Consider the following 19,686-nt stretch of genomic DNA (forward strand, 5'->3'; position numbering starts at 1 on the left):
CTGAATAATCTGAATCAGTCGGTATTTATGCCACTTATACCTTTCAGGCTCTGCAGTAGTGGTTGCGGCCATTCTGCTTGGCCTGATACAGCGCCTTGTCGGCGGCTGACAGGATGTGCTCAAGACGGTCGTGAGTGCGTGCCAGGTAGCTGCCGGCACTGAGGGTAAGAGGGATAGGCCGTTGCTGATTGTCGAGCACCTGCTGCTGTGCGGCGATGGCCTGGCACAGGCGTTCGCCCAGCTGATCAAGCAATTGCTGATCATCGGTGCGGATCAGAATCAGGAATTCATCGCCCCCCCAGCGGGCGGCATGGTCATACGGGCGCAGCTGGTCGGTAATAATACTGGCCGTGGTTATCAGCGCCTGATCACCGCAGGCGTGACCGTAATGGTCATTAATGCTTTTGAAGTGATCAAGATCCAGCCAGATCAGGCCAAAGGGCTCACCTTCGCGTTGCAGGCGTTCATATTCGAGGCTGAGTTGCCGGGTCATGCCACGACGGTTGAGCAGGCCGGTAAGGGTATCGGTCTGGGTCAGGCGTTCGAGCGCTTCGGTTCTTTCCCGTACTTTCTGTTCCAGTTCGCTGCGCGCCAGCAGAGTACTGGCAGCCATTTCCTGAAAATGACGCAGCAGCCGGCCGACTTCACCGGCGCGGTGGCGTGGCAGCAGGGGGACGGTGTGCTGGCCGGAGCGTAACTGCTGGACTGCATCTTCGAGCAGGGCCAGTGGTCTGAGGATGTAGCGGTTCAGAGCCAGATGAAACAGCAGCAGTGCGAGGATCAGGCTAAGAGCGGCGGCAATAAAGAGATTATTGAAGGTGCTGAGTGGCAGCAGGGTGTTGAGGTCGAGCAGGATCATTTCATACCAGTCGATCTCGGGCAGATAGATTACTCCGGCCAGATAACGCTGCTGGTCTATGGTGAGATACAGGCTGCCGACCTGTCCGGGGTTGTGCATAACCTGCGGTAATAACTGCTCTAATTGCCGGCGCTCGGCCGGATGATTCAGCAGCTGCTGCACGGTTTTCTTTTCACTGGCCTGCTTGGTGATGCTGGCAAAATTAATCTGGCTGGGGTCACGGGATACCTGTATTGCACCTTCATGGTCAAAAAACAGGTTGCTGATGCCGGGCTCGGTCTGGTTTACAACCTGCTCGATAAAGGTGGTGAGGTCCAGTCCGGTACCGACCACGCCTATGATGTTATCGCCGTCACGCAGTAATACATCGATCCACAGCTTGGTGACGCCCAGTGGGATATCCGGATTCACATTCAGATGAATATCGCGGTTTTGCTCAATGATGCTGTAAAACCAGCGATCGTTGGGATTATCGGCGCGCAGGGTGTAACGGTATTCGGCCCCGGCAAACTCGTTGGCGGCGTTGTTATGGTAATAATCGCCGGATTCGCGCAGGGCAACAAAATAGCTCTGGTCGGCAAAGTTATGACGGAAGGTCTCCATCTCTGTCAGAGCCTGAGCCTTTAACTGTGCGTTGTCCGGCTGGCGGGCCCAGGCGCGTAATACCTGTGAATCGGCAAACTGCCGGGCAAGGGTAACTTCGCGGATGATGGGTTGCAGGGTGCGGGTTTTCTCCAGTTTTACCTGGGTTTCAAAGTGGCGCAGTGCCCATTCCTGCATGACACTCAATGTAATCTGTTGGCTGAGCAGCCACAGGCCGGCACCAATCAGCGCGATCAGAACTGTGGTCAGCAGTAAAAACCGGGGGCGAAGGTTCATGTTATATCCTGTTCATTAGGGCCTGCTTAATGAGTGTTAACAGGCCCTCGCGCATAAAGGATAGGCGTTTACGGTCACATCGTGTGATTCAGGATATAACTGGTTACAAATTTCCGGCAGACGGAAACAGCGTAACCCATGCCAGCGGCTAAAGTGATAGACAGACAACATTATGGGGATGCCGCTATTTCTCCGGATCAGAACAAGGTTCCGCTGCTGGGCCATGATGCCAGTGTTCTGCGCTCAAAGCGTTTGTTGCAGATCACCAGCCTGACGCTGATGGGGCTGCTGCTGGCGGCATTTGTAGCGACGGGGCACACACAAATGACCGTACTGGGTGGCTGTGCCGTGTTGGTGCTGGCCGGTTGGTTTGCTCATCAGCAGCAGCCCGGTATCGCTGCCAATATTCTTCTTTGGGCGCTGACGGCTATGCTGTCGGTGCTGGCCTGGCACTCCGGAGGTGTGCGCGATATGGCGGTGCTGGGTTATCCCGGTGTGCTGATCTTTGCCGCCATCCTGGGCAATGTGCGGCTGTTTTCCGGGTTATTGTTCTTTATTGTCAGTTATTGCTCGCTGATGGCCGGGCTGACGATTACCGGTTACTTTCATCCTTTTTTGCCGGAAGTTGAATTCAAACATCTGATTTTTACCGATGTGATTCTGCTTATTACCGGCTTCAGCGCTTATCTGTTATTGCGTGACCAGCGGCGTCTTATGCAAGGTCTGAAGGAAGAAAACCAGCGGGTACGCAACAGCCAGAAGACCATTGCGCGGCTTGCCAGTCAGGATCAGCTGACCGGTTTATCTAACCGGCGCTTTGCTGAGGAATCTTATGCCCGCCTGTATCAGCGTTGCCTGCGTGACGAGCAGCCGCTGGCTGTTTTTTTCCTCGATCTGGATAACTTTAAACCGGTGAATGATTCACTCGGACACGCGGCGGGTGATTTATTACTGCAGCAGCTTGCCGGGCGCTTACAGGCCCTCAGTCGTCCTGATGATGTGCTGTGCCGTTTTGGCGGTGATGAGTTTCTGTTGATGGCGGCACTGGATGGCGATGAAGACCAGCTGACCCGGCTGGCGCAAAGTATGACTGCAGCGGCGACCACACCGTTTTTTATTATGCAGACCCAGATTGAAATCTCCGGTTCGGTCGGCATTGCGCTGGCACCGGAGCATGGCACGGAATTTAACATCCTGTGCAAATATGCAGATCTGGCGATGTATCAGGCCAAGCATGAAGGCCGCAGTGTTTTCCGCATATATAACGACGATATGGGCCGCGCCAATATCGATAAATTTAATCTGATGACGCAAATCCGTCAGGCATTAAAAGACAAACAATTCCGTCTGTTTTATCAGCCTAAAATTGATATCAGCAACGGCCGGGTCTGTGGCGTTGAAGCATTAATCCGCTGGCCACAGGAGGATGGTTCTTATATTACGCCCGATGAATTTATTCCTCTGGCCGAAAGCAGTGGGGTTATTGCAGATATAGGGCATTGGGTCTTACAGGAGGCCTGTGCCGCCTGTATGCGCTGGCGTAAACAGGGACATAGCAACGTGGGGGTTGCGGTAAATCTGTCTTATGTACAGTTCCGCGATGGTTTGCTGGAGCGGAATGTTCAGCATGTGCTGCGTCAATCCGGTTTACCGGCAACGGCGCTGGAGCTGGAGTTAACTGAATCGATGTTAATAGGCGAAGGCGATGATATCAGTCGTCAGCTGGATGGCATTTACACAATGGGTGTGTCTTTTGCCATCGATGATTTTGGTACCGGTTATTCCAATCTGGGGTATCTGCGCCGCTTTAAGGCCTCGCGGCTGAAAATTGATAAGTCCTTTATAACGGGTCTGGGGGTTTCCCAGCGCGATGAGCCTCTGGTGAGGGCTATTATCCAGATGGCCGCCAGTCTGGGGTTGCAGTCGGTTGCCGAAGGCGTGGAAGACGAAGCAACGCTGCGTCTGTTAAAACAACTGGGGTGTGATGAAGCTCAGGGCTATTTCTGGTCGCAGGCACTGCCCGAGCATGAATTGACAGAATGGCTGAATACTCATAACAGTCATCAGGAGTTGCCGCATTCATCGGAGTTGTGATGGGCTTCAGCAGTCCCCGGTGATTAGCAGAACCATTATTCCGGCAGTAAAATAATAAGCGGGTAATAATTAAGTTGCCCTGTTCTGATGCACGTTATTCTCTTTTCTGCGCTTAAACAGCGCGTATATTTTCTGCCTTATTTCTGATTTTTTCAGCAGCTGATTACAGGAAACCCGCCAATACCGTGGCTTGAGGGTGGCATTACGCCGACCTAGTAAAAACTGGCACGAGTGTCGCTCTGTATCTTGTATACAAGGTTGAACACATTGGCAGTGCTATGAGCGACATCACATCAGAAACCTCAGGAAAATCATTACTCGGGCTGAGCCTGAACGATTGGGCAAAGGCTTATCGCAATGGCGGTAATGCCAGCGAATTACTGAATGCATTACGGGCAGAAGTGCATCAGCAGGAAAGCTGCAACGGCGTGTTAAAAAAAGGCAGCGTCTGGATTGAGCTGGCCAGCGAGCAACAACTGGGCGCGCAGTTAATTCAGCTGCAGCAATTACTGGATGCCGCCGATGGTGATATGCAGGCACTGCCGTTATACGGCGTTCCATTTGCGGTTAAAGACAATATCGACGTCGCCGGATTTGCGACAACCGCAGCCTGTCCGGAATTTGCCTATGAGCCGCAGGCAGATGCAACCGTGGTGCGCCTGTTGCGTAACGCCGGTGCCATTGTATTAGGCAAAACCAATCTCGATCAGTTTGCGACCGGGCTGGTGGGCACCCGCTCACCTTATGGTGCGGTAGCCAATCCATTTAATGAAGAATATATCAGCGGTGGTTCCAGCTCTGGTTCAGCCGTTGCGGTTGCGCGCGGTTATGTGCCTTTTTCATTGGGGACCGACACGGCAGGCTCCGGTCGTATTCCGGCAGGCTTTAATCATATCGTCGGGTTGAAAGCCAGTAAGGGAGTGCTCAGTACCCAGGGTGTTGTACCGGCCTGCCGCAGTCTGGATTGTGTTTCTGTTTTTGCGTTAAACACCCTCGATGCCGAGCGCATTTTTGCATTGGCCGCACAGTTTGATGCGCAGGATGCGTATTCCCGCCCAGTGGGCAACCCGCCATTAAAAACCATCCGCCGGCTGGCAGTACCGGCCGGGATGCCATGGTTTGGTGATGACGTACAGCAGGCTGCATTCACGGCGGCTTTGGCAAACGCTGAAAGCCTTGGCTTTGAATTAATCACCATCGATTTTTCGCCGTTATCTGAACTGGCTGCCCTGTTGTATCAGGGCCCCTGGGTGGCTGAGCGTTATGCTGCCGTGGGCGAATTTATCCGGCAGGATTTACCCGGCATTAATCCGGTGGTGAAAAGTATTATTGCCGGTGGTAACAGCGGTACAGCGGTTCAGGCCTTTAATGCTGAGTACCGGCGTATGGAACTGCTGCGGGAAATTCAGCAGTTATTTCAGGACTTTGATGCACTGTTTGTTCCTACAGCACCCTGCTTTCCGACCCTTGCTGAGGTGGAGGCCGAGCCGGTTAAGGTCAACAGCCAACTGGGTACTTATACCAATTTTGTTAATCTGGCCGATTTATGTGCCATCGCTTTACCGGCTGATTTACGCAGCGATGGGCTGCCTTTCGGTATTACGGTTATTGCACCAGCCTTCAGTGAGAATGCATTACTGACTTTTGCTGGGCACTGGCAGGCGGCCCTGCGTTTACCACAAGCGCCGGTATTGCTTGGCGCACGCGATGACGAATCGGTGGTGGTTGCGGTGGTCGGCGCCCATTTAACCGGCATGCCGCTGAATCATCAGCTCACCAGCCGTAATGCAGTATTGCTGGAGCAAACACTGAGCGCCGAAAAATACCAGCTTTATGCCCTTGCCAATACAGTGCCACCCAAGCCAGGCCTGGTGCGCATTAATGATGCATTGCTGAATAGTGGCTCTGAAACAGGGCATAAAATTATTGTTGAATTATGGCGTATGGACGTTGCTGCTTTCGGCAGTTTTGTTGAAGAAATTCCTCAGCCATTAGGCATCGGTACCCTCGAGCTGGCCGATGGCCGGTTGGTTAAAGGTTTTATCTGTGAACCGGAAGCGGTAGCCAGTGCAACCCATATCAGTGAGTTCGGTGGCTGGCGTGCATATATCGCTTATTTAAAATCTCAGGCGGGAAAATAAGCGTGCATGGCTCGTCGTATAAGTCTGAGGCCAGTGAGAATAAACGGCCACTGAACCTTGCCGAACGCATTTATCAGCAACTGAAAAACGATATCTTCGATTTCCAGTTGCTGCCCGGTGATCGCTTCAGTGAGAACGAAATTGCCCGGCGTATGCAGGCCAGTCGTACTCCGGTACGTGAAGCACTGTACCGGCTGGAGCGCGATGGGTTTGTGCAGGTGCATTTCCGCAGTGGCTGGCAGGTGCGGCCCTTTGATTTCCGTTATTTTGAAGACTTATACGACGTTCGCACCCTGCTCGAAGTGGCTGCGGTAAAACGCTTGTGTGGACATATGAATATTAAAGAGCAACTGGCCGGTTTGATTACTCTTTGGTGCTGCCAGGAAAGCCAGCGACTGAATGACAGCACGCTACTGGCAGAGATGGATGAAGACTTTCATTTTTCTCTGCTGGAGCTCAGTGGCAACCAGGAGATGGCGGCGATTCACCGTATGGTATGTGAACGTTTGCGTATTATCCGCCGGCTGGATTTTACCCAGGAAGGACGAATCGCAGCGACTTATGATGAGCACTCTCATATTCTGAATTTAATGCTGAATGGCAACGCAGAAGACGCAGCGAACTTCCTCAGCCGCCATATTGAGATCAGCAAAAATACCGTTCGTCATATTACCCTGCATCGCATTCAGTCAGCCAAGAGCCGCTACAACATTAATATCAGAGCAGATTAATGATTTATCCGGTCTGCACCAATGCGGTGAATATTTAAAAGCAGCTGAGCAATAACGGTGCGTGAATTTTCAGTAATGCGGGTTTATTCCTGCATACGGCACCTTGCTGGCTGAAAACTCTTAAAAAACAATTAGTTATAAGTTGGTACAGGCTTTGCTCTACAGGAAATGCTAACTCATAAATGGAGCTGATCAGCAGTAATCGGACTCCGGATAAAATCAAAGTACATTAAGGACGGACTCAAGATGAAAAAACTGGGATTAAACACGCTGACAAAAGCGACCAAAGTTCTGGCGATGACCACTCTGGCCGCCGGTATCAGTCTCGCTAATGCAGCAGACACTATTAAAGTCGGTGTTCTGCATTCGTTGTCCGGCACCATGGCGATTTCTGAAACCACGCTGAAAGATACCGTGCTGATGATGGTTGAAGAGCAGAATAAAAAAGGCGGTCTGCTGGGTAAGCAACTGGAAGCTGTTGTGGTCGACCCGGCGTCTAACTGGCCTTTATTTGCGGAAAAAACCCGTGAGCTGCTGGAGAAAGATAAGGTCGATGTGATTTTCGGTTGCTGGACTTCTGTTTCCCGCAAGTCTGTTTTACCTGTTGTAGAAGAGCTGAACGGTCTGCTGTTCTACCCGGTTCAGTATGAAGGTGAAGAGTCTTCGAAAAATGTTTTCTATACCGGTGCGGCGCCTAACCAGCAGGCTATCCCGGCCGTTGATTACCTGATGAATGACGTTGGCGTTAAGCGCTGGGTTCTGGCCGGTACCGACTACGTTTATCCACGTACCACCAATAAAATTCTGGAAAGCTATCTGAAGTCGAAAGGCGTTGCTGCTAAAGACATCATGATTAATTACACACCGTTCGGTCATTCTGACTGGCAGACCATTGTCTCTGACATTAAAAAATTCGGCAGCGCCGGTGTTAAAACCGCTGTGGTTTCCACCATTAACGGTGATGCCAACGTACCTTTCTATAAAGAACTGGCAAACCAGGGCGTAAGCGCGGAAGACATTCCGGTGGTTGCCTTCTCGGTAGGTGAAGAAGAACTGTCTGGTTTTGATACCAAGCCTCTGGTTGGTCATCTGGCCGCCTGGAACTACTTTATGAGCGCAGATGGTAAAGAGAACGATGCCTTTATCAAACAATGGCACAGCTTCACCAAAGACGATAAACGTGTAACCAACGATCCAATGGAAGCAACCTATATCGGTTTCAATATGTGGACCAAAGCGGTGGAAAAAGCCGGTACTGCGGATGTCAGTAAAGTACAGGATGCCATGATCGGTATTTCTGTGCCTAACCTGACCGGTGGTATGGCGGTGATGAATAAGAACCACCATTTGTCCAAGCCGGTTCTGATTGGCGAAATTCAGGAAGATGGCCAGTTTGATATCGTTTGGCAAACAGATGGTGTTGTTCCGGGTGATGCCTGGACTGACTTCCTGCCTGAAAGCAAAAACCTGATCTCTGACTGGACTGCTCCAATCAACTGCGGCAACTATAACACCGCCACTAAAACCTGTGGCGGTGCGGTAGCAGCCGAGTAAGCCTGACCTGCTGCACGTTTGCTGGCGTTGTTATAACGCTGCGCAGGCGTGCAGTTCCTTCCCAACAGGATGTTCCCATGTTCACATTATTCAGACGTGTTTTTTTCGCCGTCTTATTACTTTCTGCCAGCCATAATATACTGGCAAACAATGCTGATACTCAGCCTTCTCTGGCAGAGCTCAGCCAGAAATTAATCAGTGCGAACTATAAAGAAAAAGCGCAGCTGGCCGAACAGATTGCGCTTATTGAAGATGATCAGGCCATTGTTATTCTGCAGGCATTGCTCGACAGCCGCCTGTATTACGTCAAAAACAATGAGCAATTATTACTGGTAGACAGTTCCGGTGAGTCGGACACTGCTCAGGATGCCTTTACCCTGCAGGCCGTCGCTGGGTTGGGTAAGCGTGATATTAAAAAAATTGGCGTTAATAATTCATTACGGGTTGCCTTGCGCAGCCTGATTTCCCGTGCGCAGATTTCGTCAAAACATAAATCACAACGCATGGCAGCTGCACAGAACCTGCTGAAAAGCAGTGATGATATCGACCGGGCTTTTATTGATCAGGCTCTGGAACGCGAAACGGATCGCGATGTAGCGGAAGTACTGCAACTGGTACGCGCGCTGATGCAACTGAAATCCGACCAGACAAATGAACGGATTAACGGGCTTACCGCGCTGGATGGCGCTCTGTATCCGGAGGTTCGTGCCGGACTGGGTGAATTTATCCGTAATTTCAGCGATGAAGAAAAACTGTCGCGTAAAAACGAATATCAGCTGGCACAAACCACCCTGACCGATATCGAGAAGCTGGTCAGCATTAATGGCTATATCGAAAACCTGTATTTTGGCCTGGCGCTGGGCGCGGTATTGCTGCTGGCGGCGATTGGTCTGGCCATTACCTTCGGGGTGATGGGCGTTATTAATATGGCCCACGGCGAAATGATCATGCTCGGTGCCTATACCACCTATGTGGTGCAGTTGCTGATGCCGGAGCATATCGGTTTATCTCTGGTGGTTGCTGTACCTGCAGCCTTTCTGGTCAGCGGTCTGGTTGGTGTCTTGATTGAGCGTGGTGTGATCCGCCATTTATATGGCCGCCCGCTGGAAACCTTATTGGCGACCTTTGGTATCAGTCTGATCCTGCAACAGGCGGTGCGTTCGATCTTCAGCCCGTTAAACCGTGAAGTCGCCACGCCTGAGTGGATGGCCGGTACCTTTATGATTAACCCGGCACTGGAACTGACCTGGAACCGCCTGTACATCATTATTTTCAGCCTGATGGTATTGGCACTGCTGGCGCTGGTTTTAAAGCGTACGCTGTTCGGCCTGCAGATGCGCGCGGTCACCATGAACCGGCCAATGGCCAGCTCAATGGGTATTAAAACCGGCTGGGTGGATGCGCTGACTTTTGGTCTGGGTTCCGGGATTGCCGGTATTGCCGGTGTGGCGTTATCACAGCTGACTAACGTCGGTCCGAATCTGGGGCAGGCGTATATTATCGACTCCTTTATGGTGGTGGTATTTGGTGGCGTCGGCAATTTATGGGGCACGCTGGTCGGTGCTATGACGCTGGGTGTGGCCAATAAAATATTCGAACCATTAGCCGGTGCAGTTCTGGCAAAAATTATGGTACTGGTATTTATCATTCTGTTTATCCAGAAACGGCCGCGTGGATTATTCGCGCTGAAAGGCCGTGCTGTGGATAACGGTTAAGGGGCAGGGATATGACACAGACAAAACAATTTGGCCCGCTGACCCGTTTACTGATGAACGATGCCGCCGGTCGTAAACTACTGCTGGTGCTGGCCGTAATGGCGGTGTTTATTCCGCTCAGTAATCTGCTATTACCGGAAGGCTCATTCTTCCATGTTTCTACGTACACCATGACTCTGCTGGGCAAATACCTGTGTTATGCCCTGCTGGCGATTGCGGTGGATTTAATCTGGGGCTACTGCGGTATTTTAAGTCTGGGCCACGGTGCGTTTTTTGCGCTGGGTGGTTATGCCATGGGCATGTATCTGATGCGTCAGATTGGCGACCGCGGTGTGTACGGTAATCCGGAACTGCCTGACTTTATGGTGTTCCTTAACTGGACGGAGCTGCCATGGTACTGGCTTGGTTTTGACCAGTTCTGGTTTGCCATGCTGATGGTGCTGCTGGCGCCTGGCATTCTGGCGTTTGTGTTCGGTGCGCTGGCGTTCCGTTCGCGGGTAACCGGGGTGTATCTGTCGATTATTACCCAGGCGCTGACTTATGCCTTGTTGCTGGCCTTTTTCCGCAATGATATGGGCTTTGGTGGCAATAATGGTTTAACCGACTTTAAAGATATTCTCGGTTACAGCCTGCAGTCGGATAATACCCGTGCAGTGCTCTTTGTGGCCTCGGTGCTGGCGTTAATACTGGGTTATTTAATCAGCCGCTTTATTGTCACCTCAAAACTCGGAAGGGTGCTGGTGGCTATCCGTGATTCGGAATCCCGTGCACGTTTTCTCGGTTACCGGGTTGAGCATTACAAACTGTTTGTCTTTGTAGTGTCGTCAATGCTGGCGGGTGTGGCCGGAGCCTTATATGTGCCTCAGGTCGGCATTATTAACCCGGGTGAGTTTGCACCAATTAATTCCATTGAAATTATTATCTGGGTGGCTGTTGGTGGCCGCGGCACACTGTTTGGTGCGGTGATTGGTGCCATGCTGGTGAATTATGCCAAGACCTATTTCACCGGTGCCTTTGCTGAACTCTGGCTGTTTATGCTGGGTGGCTTGTTTGTGCTAACCACACTGTATCTGCCGAAAGGCGTGGTGGGCTTATGGGCACATCTGAAAGAAAAATATCAGCAGAAAAAACATCAGCGAGAAGCTGAAGACAATCCGCCGGCGTTGAATACTGAAACGCAAAGCAAGGCTGCACCTGAGCAGCAGGATAAACTGAACTTTGTGCAGGGAGAAAAAGTATGAGCCTGCAAACGCCAAAGCATATTGATAACCCGGCGGTGCTGTATATGGATGGTGTCAGCGTCAGCTTCGATGGTTTTAAAGCGCTGAATTCGTTATCCATGGTGATCGCTCCGGGTGAAATGCGCGCCATTATCGGCCCGAACGGCGCCGGTAAAACCACCATGATGGATGTGATTACCGGTAAAACCCGCCCTGATACCGGCACCATTATCTTTACCGATAATGCCAACAGTCAGCACGACCTGACCCGCTTTGATGAAGCGGATGTCGCCAATCTTGGTGTCGGCCGTAAATTTCAGAAACCCAGTGTGATTGAAAGCCTGACGGTGTTTGAGAATCTGGAAATGTCGCTGAAAGGCGGGCGCAGTATCTGGCAGGCGTTGCTGCATAAGCTGACCGCCGAAAAAGCACAGAAGCTGGATGATATTCTGGACATGATTGATCTGGCAGATAAACGCGAAGAACTGGCCGGTAATTTATCCCATGGCCAGAAGCAGTGGCTGGAAATCGGCATGCTGCTCGGACAGGAGCCACAGCTGTTGCTGATCGATGAACCGGCCGCCGGTATGACCGATGAAGAAACCATGAAGACCGCCGAACTGTTTAAGCGCCTAGCGCAGAAACATTCATTAATGGTAGTAGAACACGATATGGACTTTATCGAAGCGCTGGACTGCAAAGTGACTGTGCTGCATGAAGGTCATGTGCTGGCGGAAGGATCGCTGGCCACGGTGAAAGCTAACCCACAGGTGATCGAAGTCTATCTGGGACGCTGATCCGGTACGGAGGATGATGGGATGTTAAATGTAAACCAACTGGATGTTTCCTATGGTGCCAGCCAGGCGCTGTATAACGTCTGCATGAGTGCCGAGGTTGGCAAGGTCACCTGTGTGCTGGGTCGTAACGGTGTGGGTAAAACTACATTAATGAAAGCGCTGTCCGGGCATCTGTCTGCCGGTAAAGGGGGGATTCAGTGGCAGGGAAAATCGCTGAACGGTATAGCCCCTTTCGATCGCGCGCGTCAGGGCATTGCCTATGTACCACAAGGGCGCGATATTTTTGCTCAGCTGACGGTGGAAGAGAATCTGCAAACCGCATTTTCTGCATTGCCGAAAAGCCAGCGCCGTATTGACCCGGAAATCTATTCGTTATTTCCGGTGCTGCAGCAAATGCTGAAACGCCGCGGTGGCGATTTATCCGGCGGGCAACAGCAACAGCTGGCGATTGCCCGGGCGTTATTGCTTAAACCCAAACTGCTGATTCTGGATGAACCGACCGAAGGAATTCAGCCATCCATTATTAAAGACATCGGCAGTGTGATTAAGCTGCTGCGTGACCGTGGCGAAATGGCCATTGTGCTGGTTGAGCAGTATCTCGATTTTGCCGCCGAACTGGCGGATGAATTTATTATTCTGGAACGGGGGCGGGTGGTGGCAGCCGGCGCTGGCAGTGAGTTGGCCAGCTCGCAGCAGGCAAAAGAACTGCTGGCGATTTAGTGCGGATGCACCAGATGTACTAACAAAGAAAAGCCGGAGCATGCTCCGGCTTTTTTATGGGCTGCTACTACTGCGGCTGATTCTGTTGCTGCTCCAGCTGGCTGAGCTTGTTTTCCAGCTCTGCCAGTTTGGCCTGAGTACGGCGCAGCGCTTCGGCCTGTACCTCAAACTCTTCGCGGCTGATCAGATTGGCGCTGTTCAGCAGGCTCTGCAACTGGCTTTGCAGCATTAAGCGTACATCGGCTGACAGGCCGGCCAGTGGACTTTGTTGCAACAGTTGTTCTACACGGTTACGGATTTGTTCGCTGTTCATCATAGGGCTTCCTTATATTCCTGCAGGAGTTTATCACGCCCCATAACATGGCCCCAGCATCGGGCGTGACCAGAACTGCCGCCTTGCTTTTACTTTATGTCTATCCGGGCCTTTGCCCTGTTTTATTTCCCCTGATCCCTTTGTGCATCAATTTAGTGCCTATGCTGATTTTCAGGTGCACCAAAAGGGGCTGAAAAACAGCCCTGCGCACCGCCTTTGAACCACTATGAGAGCTTTTTAGTTGATGGTTGCTGCTAACTCCCTGAAAAACCGCATTTTTTAAAAGTTGGCACAGCCGCTGCTATAGGACATGTACAAGGTAAGTACAGAAAGAAAACGGTGCGTTCACCGATTTACTTAATAAAAGCTTTGAATAACTGATGAAGGAAAGAACCATGAAAAAACTGTCTCAAGCAATCGCTCTGGCTGGTGTTATGACTGCAGGTCTGGCCGCTGTTTCTACTGCGCAGGCTGAAGTTGAAGTTTCTGCATCGGCTTCTATTGCCAATATGTATCTGTGGCGCGGTCAGGATCTGAGCGCCTCCAGTGGTGTACCTGCTGTGTCCGGCGATCTGACCATCAGTACATCCGGTGCTTACGCCGGTGTATGGGCTTCCAGTGGTGACGCTGTACTGGGTCAGGAATACGATCTGTTTATTGGTTACGGCGCTGAAATGGGTGATTTCAGCTACGACGTAAGCCTGTGGACTTATGTTTATCCAAGCGCTGCAGAAACCTCTTATGTTGCAGGTGACGACCCGGATACCGATGATACCGTTGAAAGTGCTTATGCTGTAACAACAGCAGACCGTGGCAATACTTTTGATGCCTCTGACGCCATCGTAAGCCTGGGCTATAAAGGCGCTTCTTTTACTTACTACTACCCGATTTCAAGCAATCCGAATGACTACAGCTACATGACGCTGGGTTACGAAATGGATGCCTTGTCTGCCACTCTGGGTATGGCTGACAGCGATGACGATGCCAGCAAATACACTCACCTGGATCTGAGCTACGCCTATAACGACAACATTGCTTTCACTCTGAGCAAAGTGGTTTCTCAGGAAGCCGATCTGGATAAAGGCGAAGCCGGCGTGGATGAAGATCTGAAAGTGGTTGTTTCTTACAGCCTGCCTATCTCCATGTAAAAAGCATACAATGGCCCGTGCCCCCGCATGGGCCATTAACAACACTTAAACTCGTAGCGTTTAACAAAGGGGTTTTCTATGAAACTCATTACAGCTGTGGTTAAGCCATTCAAACTCGACGATGTGCGTGAAGCACTGTCAGAGATTGGCGTTCAGGGCATCACAGTGACCGAAGTAAAAGGTTTCGGCCGTCAGAAAGGTCACACTGAATTGTATCGTGGTGCTGAATATGTGGTGGATTTTCTGCCTAAGGTAAAAATTGACGTAGCGGTAGCTGACGACCTGACTGAAAAAGTCATCGAAGCCATTACCAAAGCGGCGAACACCGGCAAGATTGGCGACGGAAAAATCTTCGTTACCAACCTGGAACAAGTCATTCGTATCCGTACCGGTGAAACCGGCGCAGACGCGATCTGATCCTTCCTCATTAAATGAATCAGAGCCTTATGCGGGGGGCTTAGAATGGAAAATAATATTTTCGAACTCCAGTACGCGTTGGATACCTTTTATTTCCTGGTATGCGGTGCGTTAGTAATGTGGATGGCGGCAGGTTTCGCCATGCTGGAAGCGGGTCTGGTCCGCTCTAAAAATACCACTGAAATTCTGACTAAAAACGTCGCGCTGTTTGCGATTGCCTGCACCATGTACCTGGTGTGCGGTTATCAGATTATGTACGGCGGCGGTTACTTCCTGTCTGGTATCACCGAAGTGGATTCTGCTGCAGTACTGGCTGATTTCGCGGCGCGTGAAGATGGCTTCCAGGGTGGTTCTATCTACTCCGGCGCTTCAGACTTCTTCTTCCAGGTTGTGTTCGTAGCGACTGCAATGTCCATCGTATCCGGTGCTGTTGCTGAGCGTATGAAACTGTGGGCTTTCCTGGCTTTCGCGGTAGTGATGACTGCGGTTATTTACCCGATGGAAGGCGCGTGGACCTGGGGTGGTGCTTCTGTATTCGGTATGTACAGCCTGGCTGATGACTTTGGTTTCAAAGACTTCGCAGGTTCCGGCATCGTACACATGGCAGGTGCTGCTGCAGCGCTGGCTGGTGTGATCCTGCTGGGTGCCCGTAAAGGTAAGTACGGTCCTAATGGTGAAATCCGTGCGATCCCTGGCGCTAACCTGCCACTGGCTACTCTGGGTACTTTCATCCTGTGGATGGGCTGGTTCGGCTTCAACGGTGGTTCTGTACTGAAACTGGGTGATATCGGTAACGCTCACGCAGTAGCGGTAGTGTTTATGAACACCAACGCAGCGGCTGCTGGTGGTCTGATCGGTGCTCTGGTTCTGGCTTACGTTCTGTTCCGCAAAGCGGATCTGACTATGGCTCTGAACGGTGCTCTGGCTGGTCTGGTTGCTATCACTGCAAGCCCTGATACTCCAACTCCTTTCATTGCGACTGTTATTGGTCTGATCGGTGGTGTGATCGTGGTTCTGTCTATCCTGACTCTGGATAAAATGAAAATCGACGATCCGGTTGGTGCTATCTCTGTACACGGTGTGGTTGGTCTGTACGGTCTGCTGGTTGTACCGGCTACTGCAGACGGCACTACCTTCGGCGGTCAGCTGATGGGTGCGGCAACGATCTTTGTATGGGTATTCGCGGCTTCTTTCATCACCTGGATGCTGCTGAAAGTCATCATGGGTCTGCGTGTGACTGAAGAAGAAGAGTACGAAGGCGTTGATCTGTCTGAGTGCGGTATGGAAGCTTACCCTGAGTTCACCAATAAATAATTGGTTGCTCAGCGACAGCTGAAATAAAAAAAGCCGGTCAGGAAACTGACCGGCTTTTTTTATTGGATTTTGTTTAGTCAGATTTCTTCGGCGTAGAAATCTTCAAGGTCGCGTTCCAGACGCTTACGTTCCAGGTGGGCTTCAATGGCACGGCGTGCCATCAGTTTTTTCGACATCTGGGAGTCTTTATTAACAACGACTTTGCCTTCCTGATCAAAGGAGACAACTTCTTCGTGGGCTTCGAATTTCATTGCTGCTTCCATTATCTTTCCCTCTGGTTGATCACAGTAAATCCTGCTGTGATTTTTCTTTTTATTGGTTGCAAAAGAATGACAGTAATCGCTGGTCAGGCCAAATTCTGTTCAGCGGCACTCAGGCGGTACGAAAGTACCCTGTATAGCGCTCAGCCCGCAGAAATCGTGGCATAGCATCCGCAGCTGTTTCTTGAGAGGGATTTACAGGGAAATGTACTGAGCAAAAAGTCAGCGGCATTTATAAGAAGTGGCGTAAAACGTCTGATCGTAAAATCTGGAACCTGACTGACTAGTCAGATTCCAGCCGTAAAGATTTGATGCTGCGTTTGATGGCATTCAGGTGGGCGGCAAACTCAGGTCCGCGGCGCTGGGTTACCGCAACGGCCAGCATATCGATCACCATCAGGTGGGCGATGCGCGAGGTCATCGGTGTGAATTGTTCGGTGTCTTCTTCAATATTGATATTGATTGGCAGATCGGCGGCCGCACTCAGAGCGGTGTTGGCAGGTGCCAGACTGACTACCATCGCGCCGTGTTGCTGGGCCAGCTGTACCGAGTGCAGCAGATCTTTGGTGCGGCCACTCTGGGAAATTGCCACCACCACATCCTGCTCGCTCAGCGTAACTGCCGACATCGACTGCATATGCGGATCACTGTAGGCCGCCGTGGCCACCTGCAGGCGGAAGAACTTGTGCTGGGCATCAATAGCCACCGCGCCGGAAGCGCCAAAACCGTAAAACTCTACCCGTCGGGCATTACTGATAGCATTGGCCGCGGCAGCCACCTGAGTGCTTTGCAGCTGGGTCTTAACCTGATGCAGACGCTGAATGGTGGTGTCGGCGATCTTGTCGCAGATATCTTCGATACTGTCGTCTTCGATGATGGCGAACTGGCCGATATTGTTGGTGATCGCCATTTCCTGCGCGATACGCACCTTAAACTCCTGAAAGCCATTGCAGCCAATACCACGGCAGAAACGCACAATGGTCGGCTCGCTGACCTGTGCTTCCTGCGCCAGATCGACGATGCGCATATGCATCACCTGTTGCGGGGCACGCAGCACGTACTCGGCAACCTTTACCTCAGACTTGCGCAGGCTGGGGATGGCGGCGGCGATTTCGGCCAGAATCGGGCTGTTTCTCACAACAGGATTTCCTGGTGTCGGCTGGTAAGTGGGGAATTATAAAGGGCTTTTTGCAGTGAAGCCTATGGAATACTGGCCGCAGACAGAATCTGGCCGCAGTGGTGGCGTTATCACGGCGGCGAATACGGCAGGATACTGTATAAAACAGCAGCATTTTTACCCCGGCATCTGATAGACTCGCACGCCATGGATATTTCATTACTTCTCGATCAGTTAAACGACGGCCAGCGCAACGCGGTGGCTGCAAGTTCACGCCATCAGCTGGTACTGGCCGGCGCCGGCTCGGGTAAAACCCGCGTGCTGGTGCATCGCATTGCCTGGCTGCTGCAGGTGGAAAATGTCTCGCCGTTTTCAGTGATGGCGGTGACCTTTACCAACAAGGCCGCCAAAGAGATGAAAGGCCGTCTGGAGCAGTTGCTGCAGATACCGGCGAATGGTCTGTGGGTCGGAACCTTCCACGGTCTGGCGCACCGCCTGCTGAAGCTGCACTGGCGCGAAGCACGGCTGCCGCAGCACTTTCAGATTCTCGACAGCGACGATCAGCAGCGGCTGATCAAGCGCCTGATGAAAGCCAACAATATCGATGACAGCCGCTATCCGCCGAAGCAGATTCAGTGGTTTATCAACGAACAGAAAGATGAAGGTCGCCGTGCGGCGCATGTGATGCCATCGGCCGATCCGTTTTCGCGCACCATGCAGCAGGTCTATCAGCTGTATGAAGATAACTGCCAGCAGAACGGACTGGTGGATTTCGGTGAGATTCTGCTGCGTGCGCATGAGCTGTGGTTACATCACCCGGATTTACTGGAGCATTATCAGCAGCGCTTCCGCAATATTCTGGTCGACGAGTTTCAGGATACCAACAATATCCAGTACGCCTGGATCCGCATGCTGGCCGGTGACCGTGTATCGGTGATGGCAGTGGGCGATGACGATCAGTCTATTTACGGCTGGCGCGGCGCCAACATCGATAATATCCGTAATTTCCAGCACGATTTTCCCGGCGCCGAACTCATTAAGCTGGAACAGAATTACCGCTCGACCAAAACCATTCTGGAAGCGGCTAACGCGGTAATCGCCAACAATACCGGGCGTCTGGGCAAGAGCCTGCACACCGAAGGTGAAGAAGGCGAAACCATCCAGCTGTACAGCGCTTTTAACGAGCAGGATGAAGCGCGTTATATCGCCGATCAGGTTGATGAGTGGGCGCGCAGTGGCCGTCAGCGTGCCGAAATGGCGGTGCTGTACCGTTCCAATGCACAGTCGCGTACGCTGGAAGAAGCCTTGCTGCGTGCCGGTATTCCTTACCGTATTTATGGCGGTCAGCGTTTCTATGAACGTCTGGAAATTAAAAATGCCCTCGCTTATCTGCGTTTATTACTGAACCGTCAGGATGACGCATCGGTTGAGCGTGTTATTAATGTTCCGGCGCGTGCGATTGGCGAAAAAACCGTGGATATTCTGCGCAGCTATGCCCGCGACCAGGGCAGCTCGTTATGGGCGGCGGCAGAAGCGGCGGTACAGCATGGCATGCTGCCGAAACGTGCCAGTGCGGCGGTGCAGAGTTTTCTCGATCTGGTCGAGGAAATGAGCGTCGGTATCGACGAGCTGGAGCTGCATGAAATTGTCGATCAGGTCATTAATCAGAGTGGTCTGATTGAACACCATAAAAAAGAAAAAGGTGAAAAGGGCCAGGCGCGCCTCGATAACCTTGAAGAATTAATTAATGCCGCACGCCAGTTTGAAAGCGACGATGGTTTTAATGCCGACGACAACGATGATGCCGAAGCGAATGAGCTGGCATTATTCCTTGATCGTGCCGCGCTGGATGCCGGTGATGGTCAGGCCGATGAATACGAAGATGCTGTGCAGTTAATGACGCTGCATTCGGCTAAAGGTCTGGAATTTCCGCAGGTGGTTCTGGCCGGTCTGGAAGAAGGTTTATTCCCGCATAAAATGTCGATGGACGAAGCCGAAGGCCTCGAAGAAGAACGCCGTCTGGCCTATGTCGGCATTACCCGGGCAATGGAAAAACTGATTATTACCCATGCTGAAAGCCGGCGTTTACACGGCCAGGAAAATTACAGCACGCCATCGCGTTTTATCCGCGAAATTCCATCCGAACTGATTGCCGAAGTACGGCTGAAAAACAGTGTCAGCCGGCCGCTGACGGCCCGTGATCCTTCAACAAGAATGAAGCAGCCGTCTTTTGTCCACGGTAATCTGCCTTATTCTTTGGGTCAGCGTGTTTATCATGAAATGTTCGGAGAAGGCACCGTGCTGCAATTTGAAGGGCAGGGCAGCGGTCTGCGGGTACAGGTTAATTTTGATGACGCCGGCAGCAAATGGCTGGTGGCCAGCTTTGCCAAACTGGATGCACTTTAAT

16 protein-coding genes are annotated in these 19,686 nt (G+C 51.7%); 12 read left to right on the forward strand and 4 right to left on the reverse strand.

Annotated elements, in window-relative coordinates:
- Positions 1 to 43: 43 nt before the first annotated feature.
- Positions 44 to 1,738 carry a sensor domain-containing diguanylate cyclase gene (locus HUF19_RS00705; protein WP_260998052.1) on the reverse strand — a complete coding sequence of 565 codons (1,695 nt, stop codon included), beginning with the start codon at positions 1,736 to 1,738 and terminating at the stop codon, positions 44 to 46.
- Between the two features lie 153 nt (positions 1,739 to 1,891).
- Here HUF19_RS00705 and HUF19_RS00710 point away from each other — a divergent pair, with 153 nt between their 5' ends.
- The 8 genes from HUF19_RS00710 to urtE all read left to right on the forward strand — a co-directional run bounded on the left by HUF19_RS00710 (position 1,892) and on the right by urtE (position 12,710).
- Positions 1,892 to 3,832: a putative bifunctional diguanylate cyclase/phosphodiesterase gene (locus HUF19_RS00710; RefSeq protein WP_260998053.1), complete on the forward strand. Its 1,941-nt coding sequence runs from the start codon at positions 1,892 to 1,894 to the stop codon at positions 3,830 to 3,832.
- A 278-nt stretch (positions 3,833 to 4,110) separates the two neighbouring features.
- Positions 4,111 to 5,973, forward strand: a complete 1,863-nt coding sequence (gene atzF, locus HUF19_RS00715) for an allophanate hydrolase (RefSeq protein WP_260998054.1) — start codon at positions 4,111 to 4,113, stop codon at positions 5,971 to 5,973.
- Positions 5,974 to 5,975: 2 nt separating this feature from the next.
- Positions 5,976 to 6,704 (forward strand): GntR family transcriptional regulator, encoded by a 729-nt coding sequence (locus HUF19_RS00720; RefSeq protein WP_260998055.1) that lies wholly within the window; start codon positions 5,976 to 5,978, stop codon positions 6,702 to 6,704.
- A 297-nt stretch (positions 6,705 to 7,001) separates the two neighbouring features.
- Complete coding sequence (urtA, locus tag HUF19_RS00725) at positions 7,002 to 8,258, forward strand: urea ABC transporter substrate-binding protein (protein ID WP_260999450.1); 1,257 nt, start codon at positions 7,002 to 7,004, stop codon at positions 8,256 to 8,258.
- A 77-nt stretch (positions 8,259 to 8,335) separates the two neighbouring features.
- Entirely contained in the window at positions 8,336 to 9,973 is a 1,638-nt protein-coding gene (urtB, locus tag HUF19_RS00730; RefSeq protein ID WP_260998056.1) for an urea ABC transporter permease subunit UrtB, read from the forward strand.
- Positions 9,974 to 9,984: 11 nt separating this feature from the next.
- Positions 9,985 to 11,214: an urea ABC transporter permease subunit UrtC gene (urtC, locus tag HUF19_RS00735; protein WP_260998057.1), complete on the forward strand. Its 1,230-nt coding sequence runs from the start codon at positions 9,985 to 9,987 to the stop codon at positions 11,212 to 11,214.
- Positions 11,211 to 11,990, forward strand: coding sequence for an urea ABC transporter ATP-binding protein UrtD (gene urtD / locus HUF19_RS00740; protein WP_260998058.1), 780 nt, complete (start codon positions 11,211 to 11,213; stop codon positions 11,988 to 11,990). Before urtC ends, urtD begins: the two co-directional genes overlap by 4 nt.
- Before the next feature lie 21 nt (positions 11,991 to 12,011).
- Complete coding sequence (gene urtE, locus HUF19_RS00745; protein ID WP_260998059.1) at positions 12,012 to 12,710, forward strand: urea ABC transporter ATP-binding subunit UrtE; 699 nt, start codon at positions 12,012 to 12,014, stop codon at positions 12,708 to 12,710.
- A gap of 67 nt (positions 12,711 to 12,777) precedes the next feature.
- Here urtE and HUF19_RS00750 read toward each other — a convergent pair whose 3' ends face one another.
- On the reverse strand, positions 12,778 to 13,026 hold the full coding sequence (locus HUF19_RS00750) for an accessory factor UbiK family protein (RefSeq protein ID WP_260998060.1): 249 nt from the start codon (positions 13,024 to 13,026) through the stop codon (positions 12,778 to 12,780).
- Between the two features lie 392 nt (positions 13,027 to 13,418).
- Between HUF19_RS00750 and HUF19_RS00755 the strand changes: the two genes are divergently transcribed.
- The 3 genes from HUF19_RS00755 (at position 13,419) to HUF19_RS00765 (ending at position 15,902) form a co-directional block, all read left to right on the forward strand.
- A complete protein-coding gene (locus HUF19_RS00755; protein WP_260998061.1) occupies positions 13,419 to 14,171 on the forward strand; it encodes a TorF family putative porin in 753 nt (250 codons plus the stop codon).
- Positions 14,172 to 14,249: 78 nt separating this feature from the next.
- Positions 14,250 to 14,588 carry a P-II family nitrogen regulator gene (gene glnK / locus HUF19_RS00760; protein ID WP_145467055.1) on the forward strand — a complete coding sequence of 113 codons (339 nt, stop codon included), beginning with the start codon at positions 14,250 to 14,252 and terminating at the stop codon, positions 14,586 to 14,588.
- 45 nt (positions 14,589 to 14,633) lie between these two features.
- Positions 14,634 to 15,902: an ammonium transporter gene (locus HUF19_RS00765; protein WP_260998062.1), complete on the forward strand. Its 1,269-nt coding sequence runs from the start codon at positions 14,634 to 14,636 to the stop codon at positions 15,900 to 15,902.
- Between the two features lie 77 nt (positions 15,903 to 15,979).
- On the opposite strand, the gene HUF19_RS00770 is transcribed toward HUF19_RS00765, so the two are convergent.
- Complete coding sequence (locus tag HUF19_RS00770) at positions 15,980 to 16,165, reverse strand: PA3496 family putative envelope integrity protein (protein ID WP_145467047.1); 186 nt, start codon at positions 16,163 to 16,165, stop codon at positions 15,980 to 15,982.
- A 280-nt stretch (positions 16,166 to 16,445) separates the two neighbouring features.
- Complete coding sequence (locus HUF19_RS00775; RefSeq protein WP_145467045.1) at positions 16,446 to 17,300, reverse strand: SIS domain-containing protein; 855 nt, start codon at positions 17,298 to 17,300, stop codon at positions 16,446 to 16,448.
- A gap of 186 nt (positions 17,301 to 17,486) precedes the next feature.
- Here HUF19_RS00775 and uvrD point away from each other — a divergent pair, with 186 nt between their 5' ends.
- On the forward strand, positions 17,487 to 19,685 hold the full coding sequence (uvrD, locus tag HUF19_RS00780) for a DNA helicase II (protein WP_260998063.1): 2,199 nt from the start codon (positions 17,487 to 17,489) through the stop codon (positions 19,683 to 19,685).
- Position 19,686: the final 1 nt, after the last annotated feature.

The organism is Thalassolituus hydrocarboniclasticus, assembly GCF_025345565.1.
In the GTDB taxonomy this organism is placed as follows: domain Bacteria; phylum Pseudomonadota; class Gammaproteobacteria; order Pseudomonadales; family Oceanobacteraceae; genus Venatoribacter; species Venatoribacter hydrocarboniclasticus.

Excerpts from the sequence above, each read along its gene's own strand:
- HUF19_RS00705 (WP_260998052.1), bottom strand. The coding sequence starts at position 1,738 with ATGAACCTTCGCCCCCGGTTTTTACTGCTGACCACAGTTCTGATCGCG.
- atzF (WP_260998054.1), top strand. The coding sequence starts at position 4,111 with ATGAGCGACATCACATCAGAAACCTCAGGAAAATCATTACTCGGGCTG.
- urtA (WP_260999450.1), top strand. The coding sequence starts at position 7,002 with ATGACCACTCTGGCCGCCGGTATCAGTCTCGCTAATGCAGCAGACACT.
- urtB (WP_260998056.1), top strand. The coding sequence starts at position 8,336 with ATGTTCACATTATTCAGACGTGTTTTTTTCGCCGTCTTATTACTTTCT.
- urtC (WP_260998057.1), top strand. The coding sequence starts at position 9,985 with ATGACACAGACAAAACAATTTGGCCCGCTGACCCGTTTACTGATGAAC.
- urtD (WP_260998058.1), top strand. The coding sequence starts at position 11,211 with ATGAGCCTGCAAACGCCAAAGCATATTGATAACCCGGCGGTGCTGTAT.
- urtE (WP_260998059.1), top strand. The coding sequence starts at position 12,012 with ATGTTAAATGTAAACCAACTGGATGTTTCCTATGGTGCCAGCCAGGCG.
- HUF19_RS00750 (WP_260998060.1), bottom strand. The coding sequence starts at position 13,026 with ATGATGAACAGCGAACAAATCCGTAACCGTGTAGAACAACTGTTGCAA.
- HUF19_RS00755 (WP_260998061.1), top strand. The coding sequence starts at position 13,419 with ATGAAAAAACTGTCTCAAGCAATCGCTCTGGCTGGTGTTATGACTGCA.
- glnK (WP_145467055.1), top strand. The coding sequence starts at position 14,250 with ATGAAACTCATTACAGCTGTGGTTAAGCCATTCAAACTCGACGATGTG.
- HUF19_RS00765 (WP_260998062.1), top strand. The coding sequence starts at position 14,634 with ATGGAAAATAATATTTTCGAACTCCAGTACGCGTTGGATACCTTTTAT.
- HUF19_RS00770 (WP_145467047.1), bottom strand. The coding sequence starts at position 16,165 with ATGGAAGCAGCAATGAAATTCGAAGCCCACGAAGAAGTTGTCTCCTTT.
- uvrD (WP_260998063.1), top strand. The coding sequence starts at position 17,487 with ATGGATATTTCATTACTTCTCGATCAGTTAAACGACGGCCAGCGCAAC.